Here is a 15,232-nt window from a genome sequence, read left to right as displayed (position 1 = left end):
TTTCTAAATAATTTGAATTGACTATTTTTGTTTTTCAATCTAAAAAAATGAAGCCTTCTAAATCACTAAAACTAGTATTAAAAATTGTTATTAGTGCAGCTGCATTGTACTATGTTATCACCAGCATCGATTTAATTGAGATCTGGGGAATGATTATTTCTGCAAACCCCATTTTTCTTATTGTCGGTCTTTTATTTTATACAGCCTCTCAGGTTGCAGCTTCATTTCGACTTAAAAAATTATTTGAGTTTGTACCCATTCCTGTTTCCACATTTGTTAACATCAAACTATATTGGCTTGGGTTGTTCTATAACCTATTTCTACCCGGAGGAGTTGGGGGTGATGGATATAAAATATGGTTCATAAGAAAATGGTATAAAACCGAGATCAAAAGAGTTTTTGGAGCCATTATTTCCGATCGCATAAGCGGCTTAACCGTAATCGTGGTTATGCTCTTTTTAATAGTCCCATTTCTTGATTATGCGCTGCCATTTAAACGGTGGGTGTGGATAGCCATCCCTTTCGTAGCCATGGCTTATTTTCTGTTTCTTCACTTATTTAACAGATCGCTGCGACCGGCATTTTTTCCGGTATTGCTCTATGCCCTTGTTGTTCAGGGGCTTCAAATGATTTGTGCTTATTTTATTCTGTTATCCATTGGTGCGCCTCTCGACGGATATGTTTTAGCTTACCTTTTCCTCTTTTTTGTTTCGGCTATCGCAGGTAGTTTACCCATTACGTTAGGAGGCATTGGTGCCCGGGAGTTTGTTTTTATGTGGGGGGCTCAATATCTTGGGATTGATGTCAGCTCAGCTATTGCACTTAGCCTGCTTTTCTATGCTTCATCTGCTCTCACAGCGTTACCGGGTGTAATGTTTACCATTAAACCATCAGCCATGTTAAATCATGATGTAGAAAGCCCTGATTAGCATACTATTATCAGGTACCTAACTTCTGCAGACGTTTGTTCAACTGTCTTAATCTGAATGTCTCGAAGTAATGGATTATACGACGTAGAATATCAAGATAGAGGGTAACATAAAGAATTACTATTCCTATCCAGATAATGAAGGTATTGAAAAATGGAGTGGCAATGAAAAAAGGACCAATCCTTTTTTCAGGAGAATAAAAGTGAGCACGCCCCCATTGGCCTGATGGTTCTTTAAAAACCGGATGACGCTTTTGTATAAACTGTTCTCCCGTAAATTCAAATTGTTTAGGCTCTTTGCGTTCCATTACCCAATCGGCTAATGCTTCGTTATGGAATTTTTGCCTGAATTCCACAACAGCATCAACCGACCCCTTTTCTACTATGAGAGATTGCATTCTCTGATCTTTCAAAGCAGAAAAATGCTGGTATTCCCGATTGAATGTTTGCCGTGTCAACTCAAGAACGCTACTGATGGATTGGTGGATATCAATTGTATATTCAGGCAGGTTCCGAATATCAAAACTAAAAGTTACCAGATTGGGATACTTTTGCTGCAGTTGCATCAGCCCAGCTTGAAGAATTCTTTTCTGATTATTAAAAGTGCCAAGGTCATTTCTTCCCTTTGCCCAATTTGCTGCATCATTGATTTTTATTAGCTCGGGAATTAATGTATTGGCATAATATGAGTTCTGACTCATGATCATCTCCTCAAAGAAAAAATTCTTCTGGTACCGGTTATTTTTAAACTGATTTACAGCCAATGCTTCATAGGACCAACGCGTTACCATTAAATCCCCTATTCTTGGCACAAATTCCTTAGAGGAGATGGAATTATGCAGTTTATCGTAACTCACAATAACCCCACTAAACAACAGATGAGGGATTAAAATGAGAGGAATTAAAACATAAATAGCAACAACGGAATTTAGACCACTGCTGATGTTAAGTCCCAGCATGTTTGCAAAACATGCTGTGCTAAAGAGAATAATCCAATAGCTAATTGTTAGCCCCTTAACTTCCAGAATATAATTACCAATCAGTACAAAACTCAAAGTCTGAATGGCTGAGATGGTAAACAAAACCAGTATTTTACTATTAAGAAAACTGAACCGACTCAGGTTTAGAAACGATTCACGCTTAAGAAGTTTTCTGTCCTTTATAATCTCTTCGGCGCTTACGTTTAAACCTATAAACATGGAAACCACAACGCACATAAAGAGGTAAGCTGGTAGGTTTACATTTTCAGAGAAAATGTAAAGATCAGGATTATCGGCTGACCCTACCAGAAATTTTGTAAAAAACCCAAGAATGATGGCAAGAATAGGAGCTTCCAGTATATTTATAGCGAGGTATTGTTTATCTTTTAGCTTGGAAAGCGCATCTCTTAACGCGAAAATCTGAAATTGCTTTTTGCGACCGGGAATGCTGAACCAGTTTTTGGGAAGCGGTTCCTTTCGGGTTATGTTGCGTTTGTGTTTCCACTCGTACTTCTCTTCAAAGTTTTCAACATAGAGCTGATACCAGTCCTCCGGTTTTACCTTGCGTTGCCGGATCAGATTTCCGTATGGGTTCACAATCCGGGCTTCAACAATACGAAGGGGTTGTTCTGTCTTTACATTTCCGCAAACATAACACTCCCGTTCTTCGGGGTTGACGTAGTTGGCTTCCTTTTTAAAATAGGCAATGGCATCCATGGGATTGCCATTGAATATGATCCGGCCACCTTTATCAATCATCAGAAGTTTATCTAATAATTTATAAAGGTCTGAAGACGGCTGGTGAATGTTGATAATTACAAGTTTCCCTTTTAAAACCTGACGTTTTAAAAGCAACATGACTTTTTCTGAATCCATCGAGGATAATCCAGAAGTGGGCTCATCGACAAATAAGATTGACGGCTCTCTAATCAGTTCAAGAGCAATATTGAGCCGTTTGCGTTGACCTCCGCTGAGAATTTTATTCAGGGGTGTTCCCACCACCATGTCGCGGGCTTCTACCAGGTCAAAATCCTTAAGCGCATTCTCAACCAGTTGTTTAATCTCTTCTTTATTGAGGTTATTAAAACAAAGTCTGGCGTTGAACCAAAGATTTTCAAATACCGTAAGTTCCTCTTTTAACAAGTCGTCCTGGGGAACATATCCGATCACTCCCTGTAGATTTTCTTTTTCTGCATGCAGGTCGTAACCATTGATGTATATTTTACCGGAACTGAGTTTATAATTCCCGTTAAGAACGTTGAGAAGTGTGGATTTTCCGGTTCCGCTTCCTCCCATAATACCCACAAGTTGCCCGGATCTGCCTGTAAAACTAAATGGATGAATGCCAATTTGATTATTACTGAATTTATAAGCTACATCCATTGCCCGGAAAATGATTCGACCGGTTTCTTTCTGATGTATGAATTGCTCTGTTACCCGACTATAGTAAACCGGCGGCATGCGGGATGTCTTTATAACCGAACCAACTGCCAGCGGGTACGGGCGGTTGCGCTCAACTTTATGACCGTTTAGATAAAGGTTGCGCTCTCCGTCATACCTGAAAATATAGGTGTTTGTACTTGTGATGTGCAAAACCCAGACGATCACCTGTTGCTTGGGGTTAAACAAAAGTTTTACATCAGGATGGGGCTTTTCATTGTTGCCACTGATTAATAACAGAAGGTTTTTATCGGGAACATCCAATGGATTATCAATGATGAAACGTTTCATGTTATTGTAATCCGTCTGGGCAATGCGGAACTTCCCTGCCAACAGGTCAACAAAACGAAACTCCTCTTCCCCTATCTCGTCATCTTTTTTTAGAAAATCCAATAACTGCACAAACAGCAATACTTTTGGCTCCTGCTCCAGTTCAGAGTTGATTTTGGAAGCAATGTTCAGTATTCTGGATTTGTTGTCGCTGGATTGTTTATCCTTTAAAGACTGATCATCACTGTCTGCTTGTGAGTGGTATCTGTTAAGATAGACTTCAAACCGGCCCAGATATTGATCGACATACTCCTTGCTGAAATGTTTTGAGAGAAAATCGCTGACCAATGAGTGCGCACGCCCTGTTCTGCTCTCCTTTTTAACATCGGTGAGCAAAGCAAAAAGTTGCATAAGGGCTTCAAGAAGGGTCTCACTCATGGCAGATTAAGTGGTGTTTGTCGCAGAGAGGGGGAGCTTCTGCCGTTGTTAAATCTCAGGTTAATTTTTACAGGTTGAAGATAAGAAAAAAAGCTGTGCCATGCGAAAATTTCCCCCAAGAGTATTACAACATACGTTCTATCCCCATCTCCAATCCTGTTAGCTCAGCAAGCCCTTTCATTCTGCCTATCAAAGGATAACCAGGATTAGCTGAACGGTTATAATCATCAAGCATTTTTATTCCATGATCGGGGCGAACCGGCATTCTGAAATCGTTTCTCCCTTCGTTCATTCTTCTTTTTTGCTCCACAAGAAGTGCTTTAACCACCTCATACATATCTACACAACCGTGGATATGTCCATATTCATGAAAACATCCGTCGGGTAACAGAACATTGTTCCTAAGATGGAGGAAGTGAATGCGATGACCAAATGATTTCACCATATCCACAAGGAGGTGACTGCTTCTTACGGAGAGGGAACCGGTACAGAATGTGACACCATTTGATATGGAATCATACTGGTTTACAATCCACTCAAAATCTTCCTTTGTGCTGGCAATTCTTGGAAGGCCAAGAACCGGAAATGGCGGGTCGTCCGGATGTATGGCCAATCGAACCCCGGATTCTTCCGCTACAGGAACAACATCCTTCAGAAAATCCCCCAGATGCTGACGCAGCTTATCGCGGTCAATCTCTTTGTATGTATCAATGAAGCTCAGAAATGCTTTTTTATAGTCGGGGGTTGAGCCATCTACAGCTCCATCTATAAATCCCTGGGTAACCACAATGATATTATAAGCAAGAGTTTCTGCCTCTTCGGCACTCAATTTCCGGAACTTTTCTCTGGCCTTTTCTACTATCTCTTTTGGGTAATCGTTTTCGGCTCCGGGGCGTTTCAGAATAAAGGCATCGAATGCAACAAAGGTTGGAAAATCGAAATACATCACTTCACCTCCTGATGGTAGTTTGTAATGTAAATCGGTTCTGACCCAATCAAGAACCGGCATGAAATTATAGCAAACGGTGTCGATGCCACATTTCCCTAAGTTTCTGAGTGACTCCTGATAGTTTTTTATAAGTCTGGGACGGTCTGCTGATTTAATTTTGATTCCTTCCGAAACAGGCAAGCTCTCAACCACGCTCCATTTCATGCCGTATGATTCAATCATGTTTTTTACACGCATGATTTCTTCTACCGGCCATACTTCGCCGTTTGGAATATGATGAAGTGCCGTGACTATTCCTTCAATTCCAATTTGTTTTAGCTCTGCCAATGAGACTGTGTCTTTCTCACCGAACCACCTCCAGGTCTTTTCAAAAGCCATGTTTCTTTGTTTTAATTTTTTCTGATGGTAATGAATTACACTCCGCTGAAGGAACTGAATCCTCCGTCCACCGGAATAATGGTTCCGGTTATAAAACTGGCTGCATTGCTGCAAAGGAACTGAACAATGCCATTTAGCTCGGAGATGTCTCCAAAGCGTTTCATGGGTGTTCTGGCTATCACTTTTTTACTTCTTTCGGTTAATGAACCGTCAGGATTGATAAGAACAGCACGATTTTGGTCGCCAATAAAAAAACCTGGTGCAATGGCATTTACCCTGATTTTTTCGTTGAACTTAGTTGCCATTTCCATTGCCAGCCACTGGGTAAATATGTTCACTCCGGTTTTTGCAACTGAATAACCCGGTACGCGGGTTATGGCTGAGTAAGTTGCCATGGAAGAAATATTGACGATGCTTCCTTCTCCCTGTTCGGCCATCACCTCACCAAAAACAATGGAGGGATAAATGGTTCCGGTAAGATTGAGGTCGGTTACTTTATGGAAGTCCTCCATTTTCAGGTCGAATATTGTTTGCTCTTCTGTCAATGTCCCTCCAGGAGTATTTCCTCCGGCAGCATTTACCAGAATATCAATTCTTCCGTATTGTTCCTTAATTTGCTGGCGCACGTTCCGAAGGCTCTCCATATCAAGAACATTACAGGTAAGACCGGTCACTTCTCCCAATGTTTGAAGCTTCTCCAGTCTTGCGTCCAAAGCTTCCTGACGGATATCCAGTATGATAACTTTAGCTCCGTTCTTTAGAAGGTTCTCAGAAATACTACTTCCCAAAACGCCACCACCACCTGTTACGATGGCTATCTTCCCACTTATATCAAATAATGATTGCTGCATAAAACAAGATTAATAAAAATTAACAAAAACACTCATATTTAAAGGCTTGAGCAAAGATTTGAGACAACAAAAGTATTCATGAATCAGCATCAATACAAATAGTATATATGCATTAAAATGTATTATATTTGCATTCCAAGGACGTTAAAATGGAAAAGAGCAGATTATCAGATATCATGCATGAACGGGTAGTTATTCCCGGAGGCAGTCCCATAAGGGTAAAGTGGAACGATTTTCCACATTTTACTTTTCCATGGCATTTTCATAGCGAATATGAAATTGTTTACATCATGCGCAGCAGAGGGACCCGGTTTGTTGCAGATAATATGGAGCCATTTGAGGAAGGTGATTTGGTAATAGTTGGCAGCCAGGTTCCGCACTATTGGAGAAACGACGAGCATACTTCAGACCGCGATGAAAACCAGCATGTGAATGCCATTGTGGTTCAGTTCAGGTCGGATTTCTTGGAGCAGGCCTTAACCAATTATCCTGAACTTGGTTTGATTAAAAATCTATTGGAAAAATCAAAGTCGGGAGTATTTTTTGAAAAGAGTTTCGCGTTGACTTTAGAGCCAAAACTAAAATTGTTGTATGAAGAAAAAGGTTTTAACAGGTTTATTTTACTGCTGCAAATATTGAACGAAATGGCCGGCACTAAAAAGTGCCGGCAACTGGGAACCGGAAATAATGAGGTCATCCCCCCCGATGTAACCGATGACCGTTTAAAAAAAATCATCAACTTCATTAATCTCAACTATACTGATAAAATTACGCTTGAGCAAGTAGCAAGCCTGTCTGGAATGAATCCCGCCTCTTTTACCCGGTATTTTAAAGGGAAAACAGGAAAAACACTTGTTCAGTATATCAATGATATGCGAATTGATTATGCTTGTAAGTTATTGCAGAACACAGATTATTCAATTTCAAGGATTTGCTTTGAAACCGGATTCAACAATCTTTCCAATTTTAATCGGTTTTTCAAAGAACGGATGCGGATGACGCCTCGTGATTATTTGCGTCAGTTTATGAAATGACCCCCTCTTGTATAAATACCTTAAGGTATTTACTATAATTTATGCTTATCTTTGCCTTTGACAGATAAATACTTAAAATATTGTGCGATATAATTCGAATGGTTAGAATTTTATTGCATTACATAATTGAAATTTTTGTTCCGGTTTTAATTTATTAACCGGACATATGACAACTATTTGGCATTATGACGAAAAGAGAATTACTGGAGAAAGCAGTAAAAGAACGGATATTGTTGTTGGATGGAGCAATGGGTAGTCTTATTCAGCAATACAAACTGAAAGAAGAGGATTTTAGAGGTGACAGATTTAAAGACCACCCCTGTTCGGTTCAGGGAAACAATGATTTGTTGTCTTTAACCCGACCTGATATCATATCAACCATTCACGAGAAATATTTAGAAGCCGGTTCCGACATCATTGAAACCAACACTTTTAATGCCAATCGCATATCGCAGGCCGACTATGAAATGGAGTCGATTACATATGAGTTGAACAAAGAGTCGGCACGGCTGGCTTCCGATGCAGCAAAAAAGTTTTCCACGCCTGAGAGGCCTCGGTTTGTAGCAGGAGCTCTGGGGCCAACCAATAAAACGGCTTCTCTTTCGCCCGATGTAAACAATCCGGGATACCGAGCGGTTACTTTTAATGATTTGGTGGAAGTATATGCCGAACAGGTGCACGGTCTGATTGACGGTGGTGCCGATGTTCTTCTGCTGGAAACCATTTTTGATACCCTCAATGCAAAAGCAGCACTTTACGGAATTCAGAAGGTTTTAAAGAGCCGCAAACTGGAAGAGATGCCTATTATGGTATCGGTAACGGTTGCCGATGCCAGTGGCCGCACACTTTCGGGACAAACACTGGAGGCTTTTATTATATCGGTATCGCATTTTACGCTGTTTTCAATTGGTCTGAACTGCTCTTTTGGGGCAAGGGACTTAAGAACTTATGTTGAGGAACTGGGACGGAAAACTCAATGCTATATCAGTGCATATCCAAATGCCGGACTTCCAAACCAGTTTGGGGAATATGATGAAACTCCCGAAGAGATGTCTCCGCAAATTTGGGATTATCTTAATAACGGACTGGTGAACATCGTAGGTGGGTGTTGTGGTACAACACCCGAACACATTGCCGCTTTTGCAAAACTGGTTGAGGATGCAAAACCTCATGTTCCAAAAAAATTGGAGCCCACCACCATGTTGAGCGGTCTGGAGCCTTTGGTCATCAATCCCGAATCAAACTTTGTAAATATTGGGGAGCGTACAAATGTGGCAGGCTCACGAAAGTTTGCCCGCCTTATTCGCGATGAGCTTTACGACGAGGCACTTTCCATTGCCAGAGACCAGGTGGATGGTGGTGCCCAAATCATTGATGTGAACATGGACGATGCCATGTTGGATGCAAAGAAGGAGATGGTTACTTTCCTGAATTTGATGGCATCGGAACCGGAAATAGCAAGGCTGCCATTCATGATTGACAGTTCCCGCTGGGAAGTGCTGGAAGCAGGCCTGAAATGCATGCAGGGAAAATGTGTGGTGAACTCCATCAGCCTTAAGGAAGGCGAAGAGCCATTTCTTGAGCAGGCCGAAAAAATTAAAGAGTACGGAGCTGCCATGGTGGTAATGGCTTTTGACGAGAAAGGTCAGGCAGATACATTTGAGCGACGCATAGAAATTTGCGAACGCGCCTATCGGCTATTGACTGAAAAGGCGGGAGTCCCACCTCAGGATATTATATTCGACCCCAATGTGCTGGCCATTGCCACAGGAATAGAAGAGCATAATAATTATGGGGTGGATTTTATCAATGCCACCCGCTGGATTAAAGAGAACCTTCCATATGCAAGGATTAGCGGTGGTGTCAGTAACCTTTCTTTTTCGTTCCGCGGAAATAACATCGTGCGTGAGGCCATTCACTCGGTCTTTTTGTTTCATGCCATTAAGGCAGGAATGGATATGGGGATTGTAAATCCCGGAATGTTGCAGATATACGATGAAATTGAGCCTGATTTATTAACTCTTGTTGAAGATGTGGTACTGAACCGAAGGGACGATGCCACGGAAAGACTTATAGAGAAAGCGGAAAGCTACAAAGATACGGGAGGAGAAAAAGCCGCCGCGTCAAAAGACGCGTGGCGCAGTGGCTCTTTGGAGGAACGTTTACATCATTCTCTGATAAAGGGTATCGACAATTATCTTTTAGAAGATTTACCCGAAGCTCGCGAAAAATATCCATTTGCCATCGACATCATTGAAGGCCCCCTGATGGATGGGATGAATATTGTTGGCGACCTGTTTGGTTCGGGAAAGATGTTTTTACCACAAGTGGTAAAAACGGCAAGGGTTATGAAAAAAGCGGTTGCATGGTTGCAACCTTTCATTGAAGAAGAGAAAAAAGCTGCAGGTAATGCATCCTCCAAAGCCGGCCGTATTCTAATGGCCACGGTTAAAGGAGATGTACACGATATAGGAAAAAATATTGTAGGTGTTATTCTTGCCTGCAATAATTATGATGTAATAGATTTAGGCGTGATGGTGCCAACCGACCGCATTTTGCAGGAAGCTGTAAATCAGGAGGTGGACATTGTTGGTCTTAGCGGTTTGATAACGCCTTCGCTGGAAGAGATGGTAAATGTTGCCAAAGAGATGGAGCGGCGTGGCATGAAAATGCCACTTCTGATTGGAGGTGCTACCACATCAAAGGTGCATACTGCCGTAAAAATAGAACCGTCGTACTCGGGGCCGGTTATCTACGTTAAGGATGCTTCGCAAAGTGCGCAGGTGGTAGGAGCTCTGATGTCCAAAAAGGATGTTGATTCTTATACCGGCAAAATCAGGGAAGAGTATGAAGCTTTGCGACAGGCCAACAGCAACAAAAAGGAGAAAAAGTATCTTCCCATTGAAGAAGCACGCCGAAATAAGTATCATATTGACTGGGATAAAACTGAAATCGTTACACCAAAGAAATTAGGCATCACGGTTTTTGACGACTATCCGTTGGATGAGATTATTCCGTTCATTGACTGGACATTCTTTTTCCATGCCTGGAGGCTTACCGGGAGCTATGATGACATTGAGAAGGTAAACAAAACCATTACCCCTGACGAGTGGCTGGCCAAATTCAGTTCCGAAAGTGCCAAAGATAAAGCCCGGGAAGCTTTAAAGTTGTGGGATGATGCCATGGCCATGCTGCAACTAATAAAGGAGCAGCAAATGGTAAAAGCCCGTGCGGTGATTGGCCTATTTCCGGCCAATGCCAATGGCGACGACATAGACGTGTACGACCATCAACAGGCAGATAAAAAGCTTTGCACATTCCATCATTTACGTGAGCAGCAGGAGAAAGCCGGGAAAAAGCATTACTATTGCCTGTCTGATTTTGTGGCCCCCGGCGACAGTGGCAAACAGGATTACGTTGGTGCCTTTGCTGTTTCGGCAGGGGAAGGCATTGAGCCGTGGATTGAAAAATATGAGGCTGCCAACGACGATTACAGTGCCATTTTGCTAAAATCACTGGCCGACCGCCTGGCCGAAGCTTTTGCTGAACTGATGCATTTCAGGGTGCGAAAAGAGTTTTGGGGATATGCATCTGACGAAGAGTTTAATCATGCCAATCTGATTCGTGAGAGATACAGAGGAATCAGGCCGGCGTTGGGTTATCCGGCCTGCCCTGACCACAGCGAAAAGCGTACGCTTTTCGATTTGATTGAGGCAGAAAAGAATGCCGGAATTTCTCTCACAGAGCATTTCAGCATGTATCCAAATGCATCGGTAAGTGGAATTTATCTGGCACATCCCGAAGCCGTTTACTTTGGAATTGGTAAAGTGCAGCGCGACCAGGTGGAAGATTTAGCAAACAGAAAAGGCTGGCCGCTTCGTGATACAGAAAAATGGTTTCCCGTAAATTTGGCGTATTGATTTTTGATATAGAAAAAATTCATATAGTAAACTTCAATGTCGTATGGTTCTCTATATACAAGCAAATTACACCAGAAGACACTAATCGTTGCAAAATTTTGATTATTTTTGGTTAAACAAAAACCAGCCAGATGATTAATGATAATACAAATACATTATCAATTATAAGAGATATAGTTAATAGGATACTCCCTAATAGTAGGATTCTCTTATTTGGCTCTCGTGCAAGAAGAGATAATCGCGATGATAGTGATTATGATTTTCTTATTATAACTAAAGAAACAATAGATATCAGAAGAAAAAGAACTCTTAAATCTGTTTTGAGAAAAGAATTGGCACAGTTAAAAATTCCAGCAGATATTTTAATTCAAAGTGAAGATGAGATAAACTCTAAAAAAGAAATTACAGGACATATAATTAAGCATGTTCTAAGAGAAGGGGTTACTCTATGAGAAAGGACACAATAGATTTTATAAAACAATGGCTACTAAAAGCTAATGAGGATTTATTGGTTGTTGAAAAGTTGACTGAATTTGAAATTATTGCTACTTCTTCTGTCTGCTTTCATTGCCAACAAGCTGTTGAGAAATTTCTAAAAGCTTTTTTAATTGCAAATGGAGTTGACATTAAAAAAACACACAACATTGAGTTTTTACTTTCAGAATGTTCTGAAATTGATAAAGATTTTGTTGAAATTGACCCTAAAGAGTTAAGCGAATTTGGAGTTGATGCAAGGTATCCCGGAGATATGTATATTCCCGATGAATCAGAAACATTAGAATACAAAAACCTTGCATTTGAAATTAAAAAAATTGCTGAAAGCAAGATTTATATGATTCTAGAAATGAAATGATTTCTGCTAATAATAAATCCAATACGGAACTTAATTGTAGCTTGAAACATATTGCCCCACATCAATTATATGATGGAAAGGCGTCACAAATATTTGTAAAACATTCTTCAAAATAACCTATAACACTATGCCAACAGCAGCTCAGCTAATTCGTGATTTGAAACAGCCCGGATTTTCATTTGAACTGTTGCCTCCTTTAAAAGGCAACAGCATAAAAAGGGTGTATAAAACCATTGATGCCTTAAAGGAGTTTAACCCGTTGTTTATCAACATCACGTCCCATCGCGATGAGGTGGTATTTAAAAGCATCGACAACGGATTGTTTGAGAAGAAGGTTACACGAAAACGTCCCGGAACCGTTGCTGTAGCTGCATCCATACAACATTTGTATGGCATTAAAGTTATTCCACATATTATTTGCAGTGGTTTCAGCAAAAGCGAAACCGAGTACGCTCTGATTGATTTGAATTTTTTGGGAATACATGATATACTCCTGCTTAGGGGTGATAAATCCAAAAACGAGAAATTCTATCAACCTCAGGATGAGGGAAACAAATACGCCATTGACCTGATACATCAGGTCAATGATTTGAATAAAGGAGTTTTTCTTGATAACACACAAGCCGAAGCTTTTGACACTCCTTTCAGCTTTGGAGTGGCAGGCTATCCCGAAAAGCATGAGGAAGCTCCCAATATGGAATCTGATTTGTATTGGCTGAAGAAAAAGGCTGATGCAGGCGCAGAGTATGTATTTACGCAGATGTTTTTTGATAACAGTAAGTACTACGATTTTGTAAAACGATGCCGCGAAGTCGGCATCGATATCCCCATTATACCAGGTTTAAAACCGGTTACGCTGATGAATCAGCTTACCGTTTTACCAAAAATATTCCATACCGACATCCCTGAGGATTTTGCCAAAGAAATAAGAAAATGCAAAACCGATGAACAGGTTGTTGAGGCTGGAATTGAATGGACAACTATGCAAGCAAAAGATTTAATTGCCAATGGCGTAAACCTGTTGCATTTCTACACCATGATGGCCACCGAAAGTGTTCGAAGGGTGGCAAAGGCCATATATTAGAAATCCTTCTGATTGTTTATTGCAGAACCATCTTTTTTGACTTAATTTAGAAGAAATTTAAGTTGCCTTAAGATATATAGGGACTGTTTAATATGTTATTATAAAGATGATTGGGATAGAAAGAATGATTGATATCGATAATTAGATATCTCTGATTGTCTTTTTAATCTTTTTATCTGTCTAAAAATCTCAACTCTAAAAATCTATTAAAAGGGTATGCTTTTAAAATCGATTAATCCGGCCACCGGAGAAGTAATAAGAGAATATGATGAGTGGCAATGGAGCGAAATTGATGCTGCCATGGATGAAGCTGTAGCTTCATTCCATCAATGGCGAAAAGTGCCCATCTCCAGGCGAAAGGATTTATTGGAGGCATTGGCCGCCAAGGTGATTGAACAGATAGAAGGATTGGCTCTGAACATGGCTCTGGAAATGGGAAAACCCATTAAGGAGGCCAAAGCCGAACTGGAAAAGTGTGCCTGGCTTTGCCGTTATTATGCCGAACATGCTGAAACGTTTCTGGAGCAAGTGCATGTTCCTACCGAAGCGACTTCATCGTATATTTCATTTCAGCCACTGGGTCCGGTATTGGCCATTATGCCTTGGAACTTTCCGTTTTGGCAGGTTTTCAGATTTTCAATTCCGGCCATATTGGCCGGCAATTCTGTGTTGCTGAAACATGCATCCAACGTCCCTGCATGCGCCATCGCAATTGATCGATTATTTTCCGATGCAGGATTTCCTTATAAAGTTTTTCAAACGCTGTTGATTTCCAGAAGAAAAGTCGACCGGTTGATTGCTGACAGAAGAATACAGGCTGTTACTTTTACAGGCAGTACGCCGGCAGGTCGTATGGTTGGCGAACAGGCAGGAAAAAGTTTGAAGAAAACAGTTATGGAATTAGGTGGCAGCGACCCATATATAATTCTCGCCGATGCTGATTTGGAAAAAGCCGCGGACGCTTGTGTTCAGGCAAGAATTTTGAACGCCGGCCAAAGCTGTATCTCTGCAAAGCGGTTTGTTGTTGAGGAACCCACCTATGACCAGTTTCTGGATATGGTGGTTGCCCGAATGAAAAAAGTTGTGATGGGTGACCCCACAGATTCCGGAACAGATCTGGGACCACTCGCGCGTAATAATCTGCGACTTGATTTGGAAATGCAGGTTAACAACAGTGTTGAGAAAGGTGCCGAATTGGTTTTGGGCGGCAATGCAGAGGATTACCCGAACGCTTTTTATCCTCCAACGGTTTTAAGCAATGTTAAACCCGGAATGCCTGCCTATCACGATGAACTCTTCGGCCCGGTAGCTGTACTTATCAAGGCAGCCAATCAGGAAGAGGCCATTTGCATTGCCAATGATACCACCTTTGGTTTAGGCGCAGCCGTTTTTACTTCCGATGTTGAAAAAGGCAGATACATTGCCGAATTTGAACTGGATGCGGGTTGCTGCTTTGTTAATGATTTTGTTCGCTCAGACCCTCGATTGCCATTTGGTGGTGTAAAAGAGAGCGGACATGGAAGAGAGCTTTCAGTATATGGTTTGAGGGAATTTGTGAATATAAAAACGGTGGTAGTAAAGTAAATGGAAGAAAAAGAAGCCTTTAATAAAGCAGCAGCCATTTGTGCCCGGCAGGAGAAATGCATCTCTGACATTGAGAAAAAACTGGAACAATGGGGAGTAGAAAATATTTCCGCGGTTATTAAAAGGCTTGTGGAGGAGAAGTACATTGATGAAAGACGTTTCGCCGGATTTTTTGTTCGCGATAAATTCAGGTTTAATCATTGGGGGAGGAAAAAAATTCAGTGGCATTTGTTTCAAAAACAATTGCCCCGGGATATCATTGATGATGCGCTAAACACCATTAACGACGACGAATACCGTGAAGTCCTCTATTCTCTTTTAGCTTCAAAACGTAGGCAAATCAACCAATCAGACCCATTTAAAGTTAAAAACTCACTGTTGAGATTTGCCGGCTCCAGAGGGTTCGAGTATGATGTAATTATAAAATGCCTCGACTCACTAACGGAAGATGAGTGATTTTAATTTCCAGGAAATACAAACTTTAGGTGTTTAATAAAAATCGGTCTGGTTTTTGTTAAATTTT

General features: G+C 41.1%; 11 protein-coding genes. 8 read left to right on the top strand and 3 right to left on the bottom strand.

Annotated elements, in window-relative coordinates:
- Window positions 1-47 precede the first annotated feature (47 nt).
- Complete coding sequence (locus B5X70_RS00430; protein ID WP_079555886.1) at window positions 48-929, top strand: lysylphosphatidylglycerol synthase transmembrane domain-containing protein; 882 nt, start codon at window positions 48-50, stop codon at window positions 927-929.
- Window positions 930-939: 10 nt separating this feature from the next.
- Here B5X70_RS00430 and B5X70_RS00425 read toward each other — a convergent pair whose 3' ends face one another.
- From B5X70_RS00425 to B5X70_RS00415, 3 genes are all read right to left on the bottom strand, one after another.
- Window positions 940-4,056, bottom strand: a complete 3,117-nt coding sequence (locus tag B5X70_RS00425; protein WP_079555885.1) for an ATP-binding cassette domain-containing protein — start codon at window positions 4,054-4,056, stop codon at window positions 940-942.
- A 124-nt stretch (window positions 4,057-4,180) separates the two neighbouring features.
- The gene (gene uxuA / locus B5X70_RS00420; protein ID WP_079555884.1) at window positions 4,181-5,383 is read right to left on the bottom strand and encodes a mannonate dehydratase; all 1,203 of its coding nucleotides are present in this window, start codon (window positions 5,381-5,383) and stop codon (window positions 4,181-4,183) included.
- Between the two features lie 35 nt (window positions 5,384-5,418).
- Complete coding sequence (locus tag B5X70_RS00415) at window positions 5,419-6,234, bottom strand: SDR family oxidoreductase (RefSeq protein WP_079555883.1); 816 nt, start codon at window positions 6,232-6,234, stop codon at window positions 5,419-5,421.
- A 149-nt stretch (window positions 6,235-6,383) separates the two neighbouring features.
- Between B5X70_RS00415 and B5X70_RS00410 the strand changes: the two genes are divergently transcribed.
- From B5X70_RS00410 to B5X70_RS00380, 7 genes are all read left to right on the top strand, one after another.
- Entirely contained in the window at window positions 6,384-7,268 is an 885-nt protein-coding gene (locus B5X70_RS00410) for an AraC family transcriptional regulator (protein WP_079555882.1), read from the top strand.
- A 185-nt stretch (window positions 7,269-7,453) separates the two neighbouring features.
- Window positions 7,454-11,188 carry a methionine synthase gene (gene metH, locus B5X70_RS00405; protein WP_079555881.1) on the top strand — a complete coding sequence of 1,245 codons (3,735 nt, stop codon included), beginning with the start codon at window positions 7,454-7,456 and terminating at the stop codon, window positions 11,186-11,188.
- 131 nt (window positions 11,189-11,319) lie between these two features.
- Window positions 11,320-11,640 carry a nucleotidyltransferase domain-containing protein gene (locus B5X70_RS00400; RefSeq protein WP_079555880.1) on the top strand — a complete coding sequence of 107 codons (321 nt, stop codon included), beginning with the start codon at window positions 11,320-11,322 and terminating at the stop codon, window positions 11,638-11,640.
- The gene (locus B5X70_RS00395) at window positions 11,637-12,041 is read left to right on the top strand and encodes a HEPN domain-containing protein (protein ID WP_079555879.1); all 405 of its coding nucleotides are present in this window, start codon (window positions 11,637-11,639) and stop codon (window positions 12,039-12,041) included. The genes B5X70_RS00400 and B5X70_RS00395 overlap by 4 nt, the downstream gene beginning before the upstream one ends.
- Before the next feature lie 127 nt (window positions 12,042-12,168).
- Complete coding sequence (gene metF, locus B5X70_RS00390) at window positions 12,169-13,125, top strand: methylenetetrahydrofolate reductase [NAD(P)H] (protein ID WP_079555878.1); 957 nt, start codon at window positions 12,169-12,171, stop codon at window positions 13,123-13,125.
- 216 nt (window positions 13,126-13,341) lie between these two features.
- Window positions 13,342-14,709, top strand: coding sequence for an NAD-dependent succinate-semialdehyde dehydrogenase (locus B5X70_RS00385; protein ID WP_079555877.1), 1,368 nt, complete (start codon window positions 13,342-13,344; stop codon window positions 14,707-14,709).
- Entirely contained in the window at window positions 14,710-15,165 is a 456-nt protein-coding gene (locus B5X70_RS00380) for a regulatory protein RecX (protein ID WP_079555876.1), read from the top strand.
- Window positions 15,166-15,232: the final 67 nt, after the last annotated feature.

Origin of the sequence: Alkalitalea saponilacus (assembly GCF_900168165.1) — a bacterium.
GTDB classification, from domain to species: Bacteria; Bacteroidota; Bacteroidia; order Bacteroidales; family Marinilabiliaceae; genus Natronoflexus; species Natronoflexus saponilacus.
Note: the sequence above shows the minus strand (reverse complement) of the source record. Positions and strands in the feature narration are given on the sequence as shown.

Coding starts and splice junctions, on each gene's coding strand:
- B5X70_RS00415 (WP_079555883.1), bottom strand. CDS start 6,234: ATGCAGCAATCATTATTTGATATAAGTGGGAAGATAGCCATCGTAACA.
- B5X70_RS00395 (WP_079555879.1), top strand. CDS start 11,637: ATGAGAAAGGACACAATAGATTTTATAAAACAATGGCTACTAAAAGCT.
- B5X70_RS00425 (WP_079555885.1), bottom strand. CDS start 4,056: ATGAGTGAGACCCTTCTTGAAGCCCTTATGCAACTTTTTGCTTTGCTC.
- B5X70_RS00380 (WP_079555876.1), top strand. CDS start 14,710: ATGGAAGAAAAAGAAGCCTTTAATAAAGCAGCAGCCATTTGTGCCCGG.
- metF (WP_079555878.1), top strand. CDS start 12,169: ATGCCAACAGCAGCTCAGCTAATTCGTGATTTGAAACAGCCCGGATTT.
- B5X70_RS00385 (WP_079555877.1), top strand. CDS start 13,342: ATGCTTTTAAAATCGATTAATCCGGCCACCGGAGAAGTAATAAGAGAA.
- metH (WP_079555881.1), top strand. CDS start 7,454: ATGACGAAAAGAGAATTACTGGAGAAAGCAGTAAAAGAACGGATATTG.
- uxuA (WP_079555884.1), bottom strand. CDS start 5,383: ATGGCTTTTGAAAAGACCTGGAGGTGGTTCGGTGAGAAAGACACAGTC.
- B5X70_RS00410 (WP_079555882.1), top strand. CDS start 6,384: ATGGAAAAGAGCAGATTATCAGATATCATGCATGAACGGGTAGTTATT.
- B5X70_RS00430 (WP_079555886.1), top strand. CDS start 48: ATGAAGCCTTCTAAATCACTAAAACTAGTATTAAAAATTGTTATTAGT.
- B5X70_RS00400 (WP_079555880.1), top strand. CDS start 11,320: ATGATTAATGATAATACAAATACATTATCAATTATAAGAGATATAGTT.